Raw genomic sequence first — 15,343 nt, 5'->3', positions numbered from 1 at the left:
AAGGACTCCGCATGCAGCCGAATCGACTGAGGTTCGCCCTCAACGCCATTCAGTGGATCAACGTCAAGGAGGATCCGGACGATCTGGACAGCGCGAGCCTGTGGCGCTTCGCCGACCCGGCCTTCGTCGCCGAGTACCCCGACGTGCTGCGGGAGATCCGGGATGCCGGGTTCGAGGCGACCATGCTGGAGGTGCTCGACACCCAGACGCTTCAGAACTACGGGCGGATGATCGAGGCGGCGGGCCTGGCGCTCGCTCCCGGGTACGTGCAGGTTCCGCTGATGAGCGATCACGGTCCGCGGTACGAGAAGGGCTCCTTCGAGCGGATCCATTGGTTCGACGCGGTGCGGCGCAAGGCCGAGGAGTCGAACTACGTGGGGCTGTCGACGATCTTCCTCGCCGCCGAGGTGGATCAGACCGGCTCGCGCTGGCTGCGCCCCGCCGTGGGACACGACTTCTCGCAGGATCGCCTGGACGAGCTCACCGACCTCATCGACGAAGCGGTCGACGTGCTCAACGCCGAAGGCGTGAAGCCCGGCCTGCACAACCACGTCGGCACCTGGATCGAGACCCGCCAGGAGTACGAGCACGTGCTGAACAGCATCGACGGCTCCCGACTGGGAGTTTCCTTCGACATCGGGCACCTCGAGTGGGCCGGCATCGACGCGAAGGATGCGATCACGACGTGGTCGGACCGCGTGCAGGACCTGCACCTCAAGGATCTCGACATGGAGCTCGCGCGCCGCAGCCGCGAGGAGCCGCTGACCTACGAGCGCGCCACCGACCTCGGCCTGTACCGAGAGCCCGGACTCGGCCAGCTCGACCTGCCGGGAATCCTCGACGCGCTGCCGGACGACTTCGGCGGCTGGATCATCATCGAGGTGGACCGCGCCAGCATGGATCCGGTGGACAGCGCGAGGCATACGGCCCGCTGGGTCGCCGACCTGACCCGCGACTGACGCGGCGCCGAACGACGACAATGGCGAGAGGATCGAGGCGATGACGCTCACACAGGACCAGTTCTCCCTGAACACGCTGCAGTGGATCACCGTGTCGCTCGGGGAGTCCACCGGGGAGCCCGGCAGCGTCGGGTGGGAGTTCGACCGGCCCAGCTTCCTGGCCAAGCAGCCCCGGGTGCTCGGCCAGGTGCGTGAGGCGGGCTTCTCCCGCGTCATGCTCGAAGTGCTCCCGACGCAGACCCTCCAGCACTACGCCCGCGTGGTGGAGGAGTCCGGACTCATCGTGACCCCCGGCTACGTGCACATCGGGCTGCCGGAGGAGTTCGGGCTCGACCACTCGGCCGATGAGGACGCGCGCTTCCGCTGGTTCGACGGCATTCGACGCCGGGCCGAGGAGAGCTTGTACATGGGACTGGACCGGATCTTCCTGGCCGCCGATATGGCGCCGGGGCGGCCCCGGATCGACGTCTCTGCCGCGACCGGCCATGCCTTCGATCCGGCACGGCTGGATCGCGTGACCGACATGATCGGGCAGGCGGCCGAGGTGCTCGCCGCCGAAGGCGTGACGGCGGCGCTGCACAATCACGTCGGCACCTGGATCGAGACCGTTCAGGAGTACGACCACGTGCTGGAGGCGATCCCGGAGGGCATCCTGGCCGCAGGGCCCGATCTGGGCCATCTCGCCTGGACCGGGGCGGACGTGGTGGCCTGGGTGAGAGCGCACCGAGACCGCATTTCGGACCTGCACATCAAGGACATGGATCTCGCCCTCGCCGCAGAGGCGAGAAAGACGCCGACGCCCTACTTCGACGTGATGGCGCAACGGTTCTTCCTCGAACCGGGTCTGGGAGATGTTCCTCTGATCGACGCTCTGGCAGCCCTCCCCGAACACTTCGACGGGACGGTCCTCGTCGAGGTGGACAAACCCAGCATGGAGCCGTTCGCGAGCGCGAAGACCAGTTGGTCGTGGGTCGAGCAGAACTATCCGAAGGGATCATCATGAGCACGCATCCGGTCACGCTGTTCACAGGGCAGTGGGCTGACCTGTCGTTCGAGGAGGTCGCTCGCCTCGCGGCCGAATGGGGTTACGACGGCCTGGAGGTGGCGGCCTCGGGCGATCATCTCGACCTGAAGCGCGCCGATGAGGACGACGCCTACCTCGCCTCGCGCAAGGAGATCCTGGACCGCCACGGACTGCAGATCTTCGCAATCTCGAATCATCTCGCAGGTCAAGCGGTGTGTGATGCCCCCATCGACTTCCGGCACAAGGCGATCGTGCGGGACTACGTCTGGGGCGACGGCGACGAGGAGGGTGTGCGCCGGCGCGCCGCAGAGGACATGAAGCGCGCCGCCCGTGTCGCGCGCAAGCTCGAGGTCGACACGGTCGTCGGCTTCACCGGCTCGTCGATCTGGCCGTACGTGGCGATGTTCCCGCCCGTTCCGGGAGAGGTCATCGACGCCGGATACGAGGACTTCGCCGCACGGTGGAATCCCATCCTGGATGTCTTCGATGGGGAAGGCGTGCGCTTCGCGCACGAGGTGCATCCGAGCGAGATCGCCTACGACTACTGGACCAGCGTGCGCACGTTGGAGGCGATAGAGCACCGCGAGGCCTTCGGATTCAACTGGGATCCGTCGCACATGATGTGGCAGAACATCGACCCGGTCGGCTTCATCTGGGACTTCAAGGACCGCATCTACCACGTCGATTGCAAGGACACCCGGATGCGTCCGCGCAACGGGCGCGCCGGCGTCCTGGGCTCGCACCTGGCGTGGGGCGATCCGCGTCGCGGCTGGGACTTCGTCTCCACCGGTCATGGCGATGTGCCGTGGGAGGACGCGTTCCGCGCGCTCGACGCCATCGGCTACTCCGGACCGATCTCCATCGAATGGGAGGACGCCGGAATGGATCGTCTGCACGGCGCCGCCGAAGCCGTGACCTTCGTCCGCTCCCTGCTCTGGCCCCCGCCCGAGGCCTCCTTCGACGCCGCCTTCAGCAACCAGTAGCGCGTGGAACGATCTGGCCTGCGAGCGCGGTTCACCGCTGAAGCGCTCGCACGATCCTTCTCCGCGCTCCGTGTGCGGGACTACCGCCGCTGGAGCCTCGCGCAGCTGCTGTCGGGCACCGGTGGGGCGGCGGCGCAGATCGCGATGGCGTGGCTGGTCGTCGAGCTCGGCGGGGACGGGCTCGCGCTCGGAGCCGTGACCGGATGCATGATGCTCCCCACGCTCGTGCTCGGTCCCGTCGTCGGCGTGCTGGTCGATCGCTTTCCGCGACGCACGGTGCTGCTGGTCACGGCTGCGGCGCAGTCGCTGGTGGCCGCGGCGCTGGCCGCCCTCGCCTTCACCGGCGGCCTGCGCATCTGGAGCCTGATCCTGCTGGCGCTGCTGCACGGCGTCGCCTTCGCCGTGGACAACCCCGCTCGTCAGCTGCTCGTGATGGATCTGGTCGGCCGCGAGCGGATGACCGGTGCGGTGAGCATGAACGAGATCGTCATCAATGCTTCGCGCGTCCTGGGCCCCGCTCTGGCGGGGCTCCTGCTCGTCGTGGCCGATGCGGGTTGGTGCTTCGTGCTCGCGGCCGCCGTGTTCGTCCCCTCGATCATCGTGCTCTCGCTGCTCGCGCCGACGCGACCCGAGACGACGGGCAGCGGATCGGCCGGGGGGGAAGGAGGAGCCTGGCGATTCGCCCGTCGCACGCCGGCGGTGGGCGCGACTCTGCTCCTCGCCGCGTGCGCCGCGGCGTGCTTCAACATCGCCGTCGTGGTCCCTCTGATCGTCGCCGACGTCTTCCATGCCGACGGCGGCACGTACGGAGCGTTGGCGATGGCGTTCGGTCTGGGCGCCCTTCCCGGCGCGGTGTTCTCGGCGACGGGCCCGACGATGCCGCGCAGCGGCGAGGTCCGGGCGCTTGCGCTCGCGATGGGCGCGGCCGTCGTGCTCACGGCGGCATCCCCGTCGCTGCCCCCGATGTTCGTCGGACTCGCGCTGGTGGGAGCGACCGTGATGTGGTTCATCGCCCGGGCCAACGCCTTCGTCATGCTCTCGACGCCGTCGGCCATCCGCGGGCGCGTGATGGGTCTGTGGGCGATGGCGCTGCCGGGCTCGTCGGTGCTGAGCGGTCTCGCCGTGGGCGCACTGGCCGACCTCACCGATCCACGACTGGCCTTCGCGATCGTCGGGCTCGTCACGATCGCGCTCGCCGCGGTGCTGTGGCGGAGCCTGCGCTCTCAGGCGACCGCCGGCGTCAGTTCTCCGTGAGGCGCACCAGTCGCTCGTGGCCGGTCTCGGAGAGCTCGGCGATCGCATCCCGGGACTTCAGGAACTCCGAGAACGAGCGATAGCCGAGCGCCTTCTCGCTGAAGGAGGGGTCCATCCGGCGCATGTGGGTCTTCACCGCCGAGCTGTGCAGCCAGTCGTCGCCGTCGCTCTTGTCATGCCCCAACCGCAGCGCGCGTTCCAGCAGCGCCGTGGCCTCGTTTTGCGCCGCCGCGGCGGTGAGGATCGGGTCGGACTCGGACTCGTCCGATGCCGACTCCTCGGGGGCCGCGGCATCGTGTTTCGTCGTCGGCTTCCGCCGCGACTTCGCGGGCGTTTTCGACGTCGCCTTCTCGACCGGGTCCGCCTTTGGCCGCGGTTTCTCCACACCCGGCAGCGAGTCGTAGGCCTCGAACTCGTCGCACGCCGCGGCCAGCGACTTGGCCGTGGATCCGGCCACGCCCACGCCGATCACGTACCGGCCCAGCCGCTTGCACCGCTGGGCGAGCGGCACGTAGTCGGAGTCTCCCGCCACGATCACGACATGGGTGAGGTCAGGGAGGCGGAACATGTCTTCGACCGCGTCGACGGCGAGGCGGATGTCGGCGCCGTTCTTGGCGTACGCGGCGGCGGGGAAGAGCTGCACGAGGTCTACAGCGCGCGCCACGAGCTGGTTGCGGTACTCGGCGTTGACGGGCGAGGACCAGTCCGCATACGCGCGGGTGAGCACGAGGGTGCCGAAGGAGGACGCGTAGTCGATGATGGCGCCCACATCGATCGCGGCACGCGAGAGGCGCTCGGCGACCTCGGGGTCGTTCGGGTCGTCCGCGATCCGCTGGCGGTCCTTGCCGTAGGCATTGCGGCCATGCACCCGGTCGTACCAGGAGATGACGATGTTGTCGAAGTCCAGGTAGACGGCGACGCGGGCGTCCTGCGTGTCAGCCATGCGAATCCTCTCCGGGGTAGCGCACCCCGATCTGCGCGCGGATGTCGTCGAGCACACCCATGATCGCAACGGTCTCGGCGATCGGCAGCACGTCGCTGTCGAGTCGGCCCTCGGCGACGAAGCGCTCGGCGGCGAGGGCCTCATGCTGCATGCCGCGCGCTCCGTCGGGCGCGGCGCGTCCGTCGAACTCCTCGAGAACCACTCCGTCGGGATCCGTGACGCGGAGCACGCTCGGGCTCCAGAAGAACCGCTCGATCTCGGCGCGGGCCCTCGTTCCCACCACCATGGCGGCGTTGGGCCCTGCGCCCCGCGACGACGACACGGTGGTCGACACCGCACCGGAGCCGTGCGTCATGACGGTGGCGACCTCGGTGTCGGCACTGGTCTCGCCTAGGCGCGCCACGGCGTGCACGGTGCTCGGCGCGCCCAGCACATCCCAGACGAACGAGATCGGATAGATCGCGAGATCCAGCAGCGCGCCTCCGCCGAGCTCCAGCGCGTTCAGGCGGTGGGCGGGATCGGTGGGCAACAACTGGGTGTGATCGGCGCTCACCGCACGGATCTCGCCGAGCACTCCGTCGGCGATGATCTCGCGCAGGCGCACCATGTGCGGCAGGTAGCGCGTCCACATCGCCTCCATGACGAGCAGGCCCTTCTCCGCCGCCAGGGCGCGCAGGCCCTCCGCCTCGTCACGGTTCAGCGTGAAGGCCTTCTCGACCAGTGCGTGCTTGCCGTGCTCCAGCGCGAGGCGGGCATCGCGGGCGTGCATCGGATGCGGTGTGGCGACGTAGACGATGTCGACGTCGGGATCGGCCGCGAGCTGCGCGTACGACCCGTAGGCGCGGGGGATGTCGAAGCGCGCGGCGAAGGCGTCGGCCGACTCCTGGTCGCGCGATCCGACCGCGACGAGGTCGAGCCCCGCCGAGCGCAGGTCCGCGGCGAAGGCGGCGGCGATCCCGCCCGTGGCGAGGATGCCCCAACGAAGACCGGTCACATCCCCCAGCGTACGGGCTGAGCGCCCCTATCCCGCCCTGATCGGAGATGTCCACCTCTGGCCAGAGATATCCAGCCCTGATCGGAGCGGAGGATCGGATGATAATGAGAGGCATGGCCGCTCCCTCTGCTTCCCCTCTTGTGTCCGCCGAGGCGCTGCGCACGCTGCTCGCGGATCCTGCCGCCCGCGTGCGGCTGCTCGACGTGCGCTATCGGCTCGGCTTCACCGACGGGCGGGAGAACTACCTCGCCGGTCATCTGCCCGGCGCCGTGTTCGCCGATCTGGAGGGCGAGCTCTCCCGTGCCGGTGCCGCCGCCGAGGGTCGCCACCCGCTGCCGGACGACGACGATCTCGAACGCGCGGCGCGCCGCTGGGGCATCTGCGAGGGCGACACCGTCGTCGTCTACGACGACGCGCGCTCGCTGCCCGCATCCCGCGCCTGGTGGGCGCTCACTCGCGCGGGGGTGAAGGACGTGCGCGTGCTCGACGGCGGGCTCGGCGCCTGGCGCGCGATCGGCGGCGGGCTCGAGGAGGGCGATGTCGTTCCCGACGTGGGGGATGCCGTGCTCACCCGCCCCGGACGAGGCGACGTTCTCGACACGGATCAGATCTTGCTGTGGACCGGCGTGCTGCTCGACGCCCGCGCCCCGGAGCGCTACCGCGGCGAGACCGAGCCGCTCGATCCGATCGCGGGGCACATCCCCGGCGCGCAGAACCTGCCGATCACCGAGGTGCTCACCGAGGACGGACGCTTCCGCACCCCTGAGGAGATCGGCGCCAGGTTCGAGGCCGCGGGCGCCGGGGAGAACATTCCGATCGCGGCATACTGCGGATCCGGCGTCACGGCCGCGCAGCTCGCGCTCGCCGGCGCGCTCATCGGGCGCGAGGTGACGGTGTACCCGGGCTCGTGGAGCGCCTGGTCGAACACGCCGGGAGCCCCGATCGAGACCGGACCGTTCTCCGACGAGGATCCGACGGACTAGGTCCGCGGCTCAGAGCGCCTCGATGACCTCGCGCAGCACGTCGGGGTCGTACCAGGCGATCTCCCCGCCGGCGAGAGCATGATAGCGCTCGTGGCCCTTGCCGAGGATCACCACGGTGTCCTCCGGGCGCGCCATTCGCACGGCCGCGGCCATCGCCTCACGCCGGTCGCCGATCTCGACGACCTCGACATCCGAGGAGCGGGCGCCGGCGATGAGCGTCGCGCGGATCTCGTCGGGGTCGTCGTCGTAGGGGTTGTCGTCGGTGACCACGAGCACATCGGCATGCATGGCGGCGAATCGTCCCATCATGCGCCGCTTGGCGGCGTCGCGGTTGCCGTTGGCGCCCAGCACGGCGATGAGCCGGCCCTCGGGGGAGGTGGTGCGCACAGCTCGCAGGGCGGCATTGATCGCTTCGGGTTTATGGGCCGAGTCGACGATCGCGGTGAACGGCTGACCGAAGTCGAACCGCTGCAGGCGCCCTTCCACGCTCGGCAGCGCGGCGATGCCCGGGACCATCTCCTCCAGCGTGCGGCCCGTCTCGGCGAGGGCCGCCACGGCGGTGAGGATGTTGTCGACGTTGAAGGCTCCGGTGAGCTGCGTGCGGAACCGTACGGTCTCGCCCTCGGGCGAGCGGATGTCGAACGACGAGCCGTCGGCGCGCAGTTCGACGTTCTCCGCCCGCCAGTCGGCGTCATCGCCCAGCGCCGAGATCGTGCGCACGGGGATGCTCGCGCGCTCTGCCGCCCGTCGCCCCCAGTGCGAGTCGACGTCGACGATCGCGACGCGGGCGTGCGCGGGGGTGAGCAGGCGCGCCTTGGCGTCGAAGTACTCGGCCTGGGTGGGGTGGAAGTCGCGGTGGTCGTGCCCGAGGTTGAGGAAGATGCCCGCGTCGAAGGCGAATCCGCCTACGCGCCCCAGGACGAGGGCGTGACTGGATGCCTCGACGGCCACGGTGCGCAGGCCCTGCTCGCGCATGACGGCCAGGAGCGCCTGCAGCTCGGGAGCCTCGGGGGTGGTGAGCTCGGGCGGGAAGAGCACGTCGCGCACGGTCGTGCCGATGGACCCGATGGTGCCGGAGTCGTCCATGCCCGCTGCCGCGGCGACGTAGAAGGCGGTGGTCGTCTTGCCCTGCGTGCCGGTGATGCCCACCGTCGTGAGCGATGCGGCGGGGTCGCGGTAGAGATGCGCCGCCGCGGGCCCCGCCGCCGCGCGCACGTCGTCGACGATCAGGGCGGGCAGGTCGTCCGGCAGCAGCGCTGCGCCCGCGGCATCCGTGAGCACAGCCGTGGCTCCGGCAGCGCGGGCCTTCTCGGCGAAGCGCGCACCGTGCGTGCGGGCGCCCGGTGCGGCGATGAACAGGTCGCCGGCGCGCACCGCATCCGTCGCCATCGTGAGGCCCGTGTACGTGATACCGGCCCGCGCGGGCGGGGCGACGCCGAGGCGCGCGGAGAGCTCGCCGAGCGTGGCGGCGAAGGTCTCGACGGGCCGGGAATCCAGGCGCGGAGCGGCGTAATTCGTGTGGGCGGGCATGACCTCCCGATTCTACGGGAGCGCGCCGCGGCCCCGACGGCGCGGCGACGCCGTCGGGTGCCCCGGATCGTCCGTCTTCGCGCATCCGAGGGGCCGAGTGGGGCACCTGAATCGGGGATGCTCGCGTGCTATGCGAGCGCGAGCGCCCGATCCAGATCGTCGACGAGGTCGTCGACGTCTTCGATGCCGATCGACAGCCGCAGCGTCGTCCACGAGATGCCCGCGGCGGTCAACTGGGCCGGCGACAGGTGCGAGTGGGTCATCGAGGCGGGGTGCGCGACGAGGCTGCGCGCATCGCCGATGTTCGCCACGAGGCGGATGACCCGCAGCGCTTCGACTACCCGCTCGGCACGACGGAAGTCGTCTTCGCTGTCGCCCGTGGAGACGAGGTCGATCGAGAACACCGCAGGGGCGCCCTGCGGCAGGTAGCGCTCGGCGAGAGCATGCCACCGATTGCCGGCGAGCCCGGGATGGTGCACCGCGGCGACGGCCGGATGCGTCGACAGATGCTCGGCGATCCGCTGCGCCGACGCGCTCTGGCGGGCGACGCGCAGGTCGAGTGTCTCCATGCCCACGAGGATCTGGTGGGCGTTGAAGGGCGAGAGCGACGGGCCGAGATCATGCACGTACTTCGACTTCACGAGCGCCGCGAACGCCTGGCCGGCGCCGAACCGTTCCCACAGCACCAGGTCGCCGAACCGCGCATAGGGAGTCGTGAACTGCGGCCACTTCTCAGGGTCGCGGCCGAAGTCGAACGTGCCGATGTCGACGGCCACGCCGCCGAGTGAGGTGCCGTGCCCGCACAGGTACTTCGTCGCCGAATGCACGACGAAGTCGGCGCCGTGCTCGCCCGGACGTTCGAGATAGGGGGTGGTGACCGTGCTGTCGATCACGAGGGGGACTCCTGCCTCGTGCGCCGCATCGGCCACCGCGCGGACGTCGAGCACCTGGGCGATGGGATTCGCGACCGATTCGGCGAAGAACACCCGTGTCTCCGGGCGCACGGCCGCGCGCCACGCATCCAGGTCGTCCTGATCGACGAACGTCGTCGTGATCCCGAAGTCGGCGAAGGTCTCCTGCAGCAGATCGACGGAGCCGCCGTACAGCTGGTTCGCTGCGACGATGTGACCGCCGGGCCCAGCCAGGGCGAGGAGTGTCACGGCCACGGCCGCCTGACCCGAGGCGACGCCGACGGCGGAGATACCGCCCTCCAGCGCCGCGACGCGCTCTTCGAAGAGCTGCTGGGTGGGGCTGGCGTTGCGGCTGTAGATGTTCCCCGTGGTACGCAGGGCGAACAGGTCTCGGGCATCGGCGAGCGAGTCGAACTCGTACGCCGACGACTGGTACAGCGGCGGCACCGCGGTGTTCTGCGCCTGCCCCGTCACATAGGCGGCCTGCACCTGCCTGGTCGCGAAACGGGTGGGGGCGTCGGAGCTCATGCCAACCATCTTCGCGTCGGACTGCGCGGGCGCCGCAGTCCGGGCGCCCCAGGTTACGCCGCATGACGCGGGGGATCAGGGGAGCAGGATGATCTTCCCGCGCACGGCGTGCGACTCCAGCATCCGGTGCGCCTCGGCGGCCTCGGCCAGCGGCAGCTCCGCTCCGAACTCGACGGAGAAGCGGCCGTCGGCGATCAGCGCCATCGTCTCAGGGATAGCCTCGCGGCGCCACGCCAGCTCCTGCGCGGTGAGCGGCTCGGGGCTTCCGCCGCTGAACGCGCGGATGCCGAGCTCGGCGGCATCCGGTCCGCGCACGATCGTGGCGATGCGGGAGCCGTCGGCGACGAACTCCTTCGAGACGGCGATCGCCTCGTCCGTGCCGATGAAGTCCAGCGCCACGGTGATCGGACCGGGCGCGGCCTCGCGGATCGCGTCGGACACGCCCTCGCCGTACTGCACGGGGATCGCTCCCAGCGTGCGCAGGCGCTCCTGCGAGGAGGCGCCGCCGGTGGCGATCACCGTCGCCCCGGCCTGCACGGCGAACTGGATGGCCGCCTGCCCGACCGCGCCCGAGCCGTTGTGCAGCAGCACGACATCCGCCTCGTCGATGCCCATCGAGCGCACCACCTGGTACGCCGTTCCTGCAGGGATCGGCACCGCTGCGGCCTGCGCAGAGGTCACGCCTTCGGGGATGAGGGCGACACGCACGGCGGGCACGGCAAGATCCGTGGCGTAGGTGCCCAGGGTGTCGCGGATGACGACGCGGTCGCCCACGGCGAGCCCCTCGACCTCGGCGCCCAGCGCCGTGATGACGCCCGCGCCGTCGAAGCCGACGCGGCGCTCGGTGAACGCCGGTACGGGACGGATGCCGCTGCGTTGCTTGGCGTCGAGCGGATTGACGCCCGCCGCGTCGATGCGCACGACGACCTCGTCGGGCGCGGGGACGGGGACGGGGATGTCGACGAGCCGCAGGACCTCGGGGCCGCCGGTCTTGGAGTGCACGATCGCGTGGGCCATGCGTCCACGCTAGCCCTGGCTGACCCGTTCGGGGCGGCTTCTCTCGTTCGGGGCGCGAATTCCCCGCCCCGAACGTGAGAGTGCGCCCCAAACCGGGGGGGGGGAGGGTCAGCCGGTGCCGAGGAGCTTCAGGATGCGCGGGAGCGACACGGGCTGCGCCGTGCCCAGCTGCTGGGCGAAGACGCTGATGCGGTACTCCTCCAGCATCCAGCGCGCCTCCGTCAGCGCGGCGGGGGCACCCGGGGTCGGCGGGATCGCCCCGCCCGCCTCGGCATAGGCGTGAGCCGCGCGCTCGTACTCGGTCATGCGGGCGCGATCCTTGCCTGGTGTCTGCTCCAGGATGCGCAGGCGCTCGGTCATGCCATCGAGGTAGCGCGGCAGGTGCGCCAGGCGCTCGATGCCCGCCGCGGCGATGAATCCCGGATGGATGAGCCCGTCCAGCTGGGCGCGGATGTCGCCGAGCGGGCCGAGGAGGGCCAGAGAGTTCTGCCGTTTGATGCCGCGCTCCACCTCGCGCGCCTTGGTGAGGATGCGGGCCACGAGCGAGACGGCCGCGAACAACTCGTCGACGATCGCGCCGGAGACGGCATCCCGCACCCGGGCGAACTCCGCCTCGGTGCGCACGATCCCGCCAGCGGTGGTCCGCTCGATGATGCCCCTCGCGACGGCGCGGCGCGCATCCTCGATGAGCGCGGCGACGTTCGGGTACGGCGAGGCGGCCAGCGCCAGCTTCTCGGGGCTGGTCAGGTGCTCCTGCACGTAGGCGGCGGGCGAGGCGACATTCAGCAGCACGAGCCGGAGCACGCCGTCGCGGGTCGCCGCGAGCGCGGCCTCCGCAGCGGCCTCCACGCGCACCGACACGGTCTTTCCCGCATCGATCAGCGCGGGGTAGCCGCGCACCACGCCGCCGGCGACCTTCGTATCGAGCACCTCGGGGAGGTCGCCGAAGGTCCACGTTGTGAGCCCCTGCTGCTCGAGCGGAGCACGGACGGAAGCGGCGGCGGCACCCTCGGCGGAGGGTTTCGCATGCTTCGCATCTCTCCGCCCTCGGCGTTCCCCGTCGGGGGTGCTGCGGGAGATGGAGCGCGCGACGCTCGTGCGGGAGCGGTCGGCCAGCTCGTCCTGCAGGTCGGCGAGAGCACGCGCGTTTCCGGCGACGCGACCGCGCTCGTCCACGGCGCGGAAGTTCATCCGCAGGTGTCCGGGAACACGCTCGTCGTCGAAGTCGGCCGTCGTGACGGGCTGGTTCGCCAGGGGCTGGATGAGTCGTGCGAGCGCCTCTTTGAGGGACTGCGGCGGCAGTCCGTCGTGATCCTCGGGGCCCTGGCCGGACAACTGCTCGCCGAACTTCTCGGCCCAGTCCGCGGCCGGAACGACGTGCCGTCGGATCGCCTTGGGCAGCGCTCGCAGCAGCCCCGTGATGAGCTCGGCGCGCAAGCCGGGCACCTGCCAGTCGAAGCCGGAATCCTGGATCTGCTGCAGCAGCGCCAGCGGCACGACCACGCTCACGCCGTCGTCGGGCGCTCCCGGCTCGAAGCGGTACGCCAGGCCCAGCACCTGATCGCCCTGCGTCCAGCGGGTGGGGAACTCGCCCCGGCCTTCGCGATCGGGGTCGTCGACGAGATCGCTCTCGCGCATCACGAGCAGCTTCGGCGTCGCCGCCAGCGCATCCCGCCACCACTTCTCGAAGGAGCGCACGTCGAACACCTCGGCGGGGATGCGCTCCTCGTAGAACCGGAAGACGCTCTCGTCGCCGGCGAGGATGTCACGGCGGCGCTCGCGCTCCTCCTGCTTCTCCAGGCGGCGGCGCAGTTCGTGGTTGCTGCGCCAGAACGCGCTCACGCGCTTGTTCAGGCGAGTCGGATCCCACTCGCCGTCCACGAGCGCGTGACGCACGAACAGTTCCCTGGCACCGGCGCGATCGATGCGCGCGAACTGCACGCGGCGGCGGGGGATGATCTCCACCCCGAACAGCGTCACCTTCTCGAAGGCGACGGCGGCTCCGGCATCCTTCGACCAGTGCGGCTCGGAGACCTGCCGCTTGGCGAGATCGCCCGCCAGCGCCTCGGCCCACGCCGGATCGATCGCCGCGACCGTGCGGGCGAAGGTGCGGGAGGTCTCCACGACCTCCGCCGCCATCACCGCCTGCGGCGCCTTCTTGTGCAGACCCGAGCCGGGGAAGATCGAGAAGCGGATGCCGCGCGCACCCCGGTACTCGGCGATGCGGCGCTTCGGGTCCTTCGCTCTCCCACTCTGCCCCTTGGGCGGGGTGGCGTTCTTGCGCTCGTCGAGGATGCCGATCTGCGAGAGGAGACCGGCCAGGAGAGCCCGATGGATCGCGTCCGGATCAGCGTTCCCGGAGCTCTTGCGGTCGCCCTTCACGGTGTCGTTCTTCACGGTGTCGTTCTTCACAAGGGAGCGCAGCTGCCGGTGCACGTCGAACCACTCCCGCACGCGCACATAGTTCAGGTGCTCGCCGCGTACGAGCCGCCGGAACGAGCTCGAACCCAGGGCGCGCTGCTGCTCGCGCAGGTGGTTCCACAGGTTCAGCAGGGCGAGGAAATCGCTCGTGGGGTCGGTGAAGCGGGCGTGCATCCGCTCCGCCTCGTCGCGCACGGCCTGCGGGGCGTCGGCCGAGGGGCGCTCGCGCACGTCCTGGATCGACATGCCCGCCACGATCGGCAGCACCTGCGCGGCGACGCCGGTGCGCTGCGCCTCGACGAGCATCCGGGCGAAGCGCGGGTCGATGGGCATGCGCACGAGGTCGCGACCGATGCGGGTCAGCCGCGGCTCGTCACCCGCGCGGGAGAGGGTGACCGCCCCGAGCTCGGTGAGCAGGTCGAGCGCCGCCTTCACTCCGCGGGAGTCGGGCGGGGTGAGGAAGGGGAAGGCGGAGATGTCGCCGAAGCCCAGGCTCAGCATCTGCAGCACGACCGAGGCGAGCGAGGTGCGCAGGATCTCCGGCTCGGTGAACTCCGCCCGACCCTCGAAGTCGTCCTCGCCGTAGAGACGGATGGCGATGCCGTCGCTGGTGCGGCCCGCTCGGCCCGAGCGCTGGTTCGCCGACGCCTGCGAGACGGCTTCGATGGGCAGGCGCTGCACCTTCGAGCGGTGCGAGTACCGCGAGATGCGGGCGGTGCCCGTGTCGATCACGTACTTGATGCCGGGGACGGTGAGGCTCGTCTCGGCGACGTTCGTGGCCAGCACGACGCGGCGGCGCACCCCGGCGATGCGCGAGGGCTCGAAGACGCGATGCTGCTCGGCAGCGGAGAGCCGCCCGTACAGCGGCAGCACCTCCGTGGGAGCGGTGCCCTTGGCGTAGGCGGCGCGCACGGCATCCGCCGCGTCGCGGATCTCGGCCTCGCCGGGGAGGAAGACGAGCACATCGCCGGGTGGTTCGCGGTCGAGCTCGCGCAGGGCCGCGACGATCGCTCCCACCTCGTCGGCGTCCTCGGCCGCGCGGCTGCTCTCGTCCGCATCCGTCACGAGCGGACGGTAGCGGACCTCCACGGGATACGTGCGCCCCGACACCTCGATCACGGGCACGGGCTCGCCGCCGGGCAGGGTGAAGTGCGTCGCGAAGCTTTTCGGGTCGATCGTCGCCGAGGTGATGATCACCTTCAGGTCGGGGCGTTCGGGGAGGATGCGGCGCAGGTACCCGAGGAGGAAGTCGACGTTGAGGGAGCGCTCGTGCGCCTCGTCGATGATGATCGTGTCGTACCGGCGCAAGAGCCGGTCGCGGTGGATCTCGTTGAGCAGGATCCCGTCGGTCATCAGCGCGATGCGCGTGGCGTCGGAGACCTGATCCGTGAAGCGCACCTTGTACCCGACGAGCCCGCCCAGCGGCACCTGCAGCTCTTCGGCGACGCGTTCGGCGATCGTGCGGGCGGCCAGGCGCCGCGGCTGCGTGTGCGCGATGCGCTCGCGGCCGAGCTCCAGGCAGATCTTCGGAAGCTGGGTGGTCTTGCCCGATCCGGTGGCGCCGGCCACGACGACCACCTGGTGGTCGCGGATGGCGTCGGCGATCTCCTCGCGCGCGGCGCTGACGGGCAGCTCCGCGGGGTAGGAGATGTGAGGAGACATAGCCCCCCATCGTATGACGCCCGCCGATCCTCCCGAGAATCGCCTCTTCTCCCGACGACTGCGCGGGAGTCGTCGGAAGTCAGCGCTGTTCTCGAGGCAGAGCGCTCGGAGATGAATCCTCACTGTTGACACGC

At 70.5% G+C, this 15,343-nt stretch carries 11 protein-coding genes; 5 read left to right on the top strand and 6 right to left on the bottom strand.

Annotated features, from left to right (window positions below; translation table 11 throughout):
* The first annotated feature begins 11 nt into the window (after positions 1-11).
* The 4 genes from BKA02_RS01285 to BKA02_RS01270 are packed head-to-tail and all read left to right on the top strand — an operon-like array spanning position 12 to position 4,220.
* On the top strand, positions 12-959 hold the full coding sequence (locus tag BKA02_RS01285) for a sugar phosphate isomerase/epimerase family protein (RefSeq protein WP_179430558.1): 948 nt from the start codon (positions 12-14) through the stop codon (positions 957-959).
* Positions 960-999: 40 nt separating this feature from the next.
* Positions 1,000-1,962 carry a sugar phosphate isomerase/epimerase family protein gene (locus tag BKA02_RS01280; protein ID WP_179430556.1) on the top strand — a complete coding sequence of 321 codons (963 nt, stop codon included), beginning with the start codon at positions 1,000-1,002 and terminating at the stop codon, positions 1,960-1,962.
* Complete coding sequence (locus BKA02_RS01275) at positions 1,959-2,966, top strand: sugar phosphate isomerase/epimerase family protein (protein WP_179430554.1); 1,008 nt, start codon at positions 1,959-1,961, stop codon at positions 2,964-2,966. Before BKA02_RS01280 ends, BKA02_RS01275 begins: the two co-directional genes overlap by 4 nt.
* A gap of 3 nt (positions 2,967-2,969) precedes the next feature.
* Positions 2,970-4,220, top strand: a complete 1,251-nt coding sequence (locus BKA02_RS01270; protein ID WP_179430552.1) for an MFS transporter — start codon at positions 2,970-2,972, stop codon at positions 4,218-4,220.
* Here the strand turns inward: BKA02_RS01270 and BKA02_RS01265 are convergent.
* Together BKA02_RS01265 and BKA02_RS01260 are read right to left on the bottom strand one after the other, a co-directional pair.
* Positions 4,207-5,163 carry an NYN domain-containing protein gene (locus BKA02_RS01265; protein WP_179430550.1) on the bottom strand — a complete coding sequence of 319 codons (957 nt, stop codon included), beginning with the start codon at positions 5,161-5,163 and terminating at the stop codon, positions 4,207-4,209. The two genes, BKA02_RS01270 and BKA02_RS01265, sit on opposite strands and share 14 nt — an antisense overlap.
* Positions 5,156-6,157 (bottom strand): Gfo/Idh/MocA family protein, encoded by a 1,002-nt coding sequence (locus tag BKA02_RS01260; RefSeq protein WP_179430548.1) that lies wholly within the window; start codon positions 6,155-6,157, stop codon positions 5,156-5,158. Before BKA02_RS01260 ends, BKA02_RS01265 begins: the two co-directional genes overlap by 8 nt.
* A gap of 113 nt (positions 6,158-6,270) precedes the next feature.
* On the opposite strand from BKA02_RS01260, the gene BKA02_RS01255 reads away from it, so the two are divergent.
* The gene (locus tag BKA02_RS01255) at positions 6,271-7,140 is read left to right on the top strand and encodes a sulfurtransferase (protein ID WP_246285952.1); all 870 of its coding nucleotides are present in this window, start codon (positions 6,271-6,273) and stop codon (positions 7,138-7,140) included.
* Between the two features lie 9 nt (positions 7,141-7,149).
* On the opposite strand, the gene BKA02_RS01250 is transcribed toward BKA02_RS01255, so the two are convergent.
* From BKA02_RS01250 to hrpA, 4 genes are all read right to left on the bottom strand, one after another.
* On the bottom strand, positions 7,150-8,670 hold the full coding sequence (locus BKA02_RS01250; RefSeq protein WP_179430544.1) for a Mur ligase family protein: 1,521 nt from the start codon (positions 8,668-8,670) through the stop codon (positions 7,150-7,152).
* A gap of 128 nt (positions 8,671-8,798) precedes the next feature.
* Positions 8,799-10,109: an O-acetylhomoserine aminocarboxypropyltransferase/cysteine synthase family protein gene (locus tag BKA02_RS01245; protein ID WP_246285951.1), complete on the bottom strand. Its 1,311-nt coding sequence runs from the start codon at positions 10,107-10,109 to the stop codon at positions 8,799-8,801.
* 75 nt (positions 10,110-10,184) lie between these two features.
* Positions 10,185-11,126 (bottom strand): quinone oxidoreductase family protein, encoded by a 942-nt coding sequence (locus tag BKA02_RS01240; RefSeq protein WP_179430540.1) that lies wholly within the window; start codon positions 11,124-11,126, stop codon positions 10,185-10,187.
* 108 nt (positions 11,127-11,234) lie between these two features.
* Positions 11,235-15,209: an ATP-dependent RNA helicase HrpA gene (gene hrpA / locus BKA02_RS01235; protein ID WP_179430538.1), complete on the bottom strand. Its 3,975-nt coding sequence runs from the start codon at positions 15,207-15,209 to the stop codon at positions 11,235-11,237.
* Positions 15,210-15,343: the final 134 nt, after the last annotated feature.

The organism is Microbacterium pseudoresistens (assembly GCF_013409745.1).
In the GTDB taxonomy this organism is placed as follows: domain Bacteria; phylum Actinomycetota; class Actinomycetes; order Actinomycetales; family Microbacteriaceae; genus Microbacterium; species Microbacterium pseudoresistens.
Note: the sequence above shows the minus strand (reverse complement) of the source record. Positions and strands in the feature narration are given on the sequence as shown.

Bases quoted from the DNA above. Each gene is read 5' to 3' on its own strand.
- BKA02_RS01275 (WP_179430554.1), top strand. From the start codon at position 1,959: ATGAGCACGCATCCGGTCACGCTGTTCACAGGGCAGTGGGCTGACCTG.
- BKA02_RS01255 (WP_246285952.1), top strand. From the start codon at position 6,271: ATGGCCGCTCCCTCTGCTTCCCCTCTTGTGTCCGCCGAGGCGCTGCGC.
- BKA02_RS01285 (WP_179430558.1), top strand. From the start codon at position 12: ATGCAGCCGAATCGACTGAGGTTCGCCCTCAACGCCATTCAGTGGATC.
- BKA02_RS01265 (WP_179430550.1), bottom strand. From the start codon at position 5,163: ATGGCTGACACGCAGGACGCCCGCGTCGCCGTCTACCTGGACTTCGAC.
- hrpA (WP_179430538.1), bottom strand. From the start codon at position 15,209: ATGTCTCCTCACATCTCCTACCCCGCGGAGCTGCCCGTCAGCGCCGCG.
- BKA02_RS01240 (WP_179430540.1), bottom strand. From the start codon at position 11,126: ATGGCCCACGCGATCGTGCACTCCAAGACCGGCGGCCCCGAGGTCCTG.
- BKA02_RS01250 (WP_179430544.1), bottom strand. From the start codon at position 8,670: ATGCCCGCCCACACGAATTACGCCGCTCCGCGCCTGGATTCCCGGCCC.
- BKA02_RS01245 (WP_246285951.1), bottom strand. From the start codon at position 10,109: ATGAGCTCCGACGCCCCCACCCGTTTCGCGACCAGGCAGGTGCAGGCC.
- BKA02_RS01280 (WP_179430556.1), top strand. From the start codon at position 1,000: ATGACGCTCACACAGGACCAGTTCTCCCTGAACACGCTGCAGTGGATC.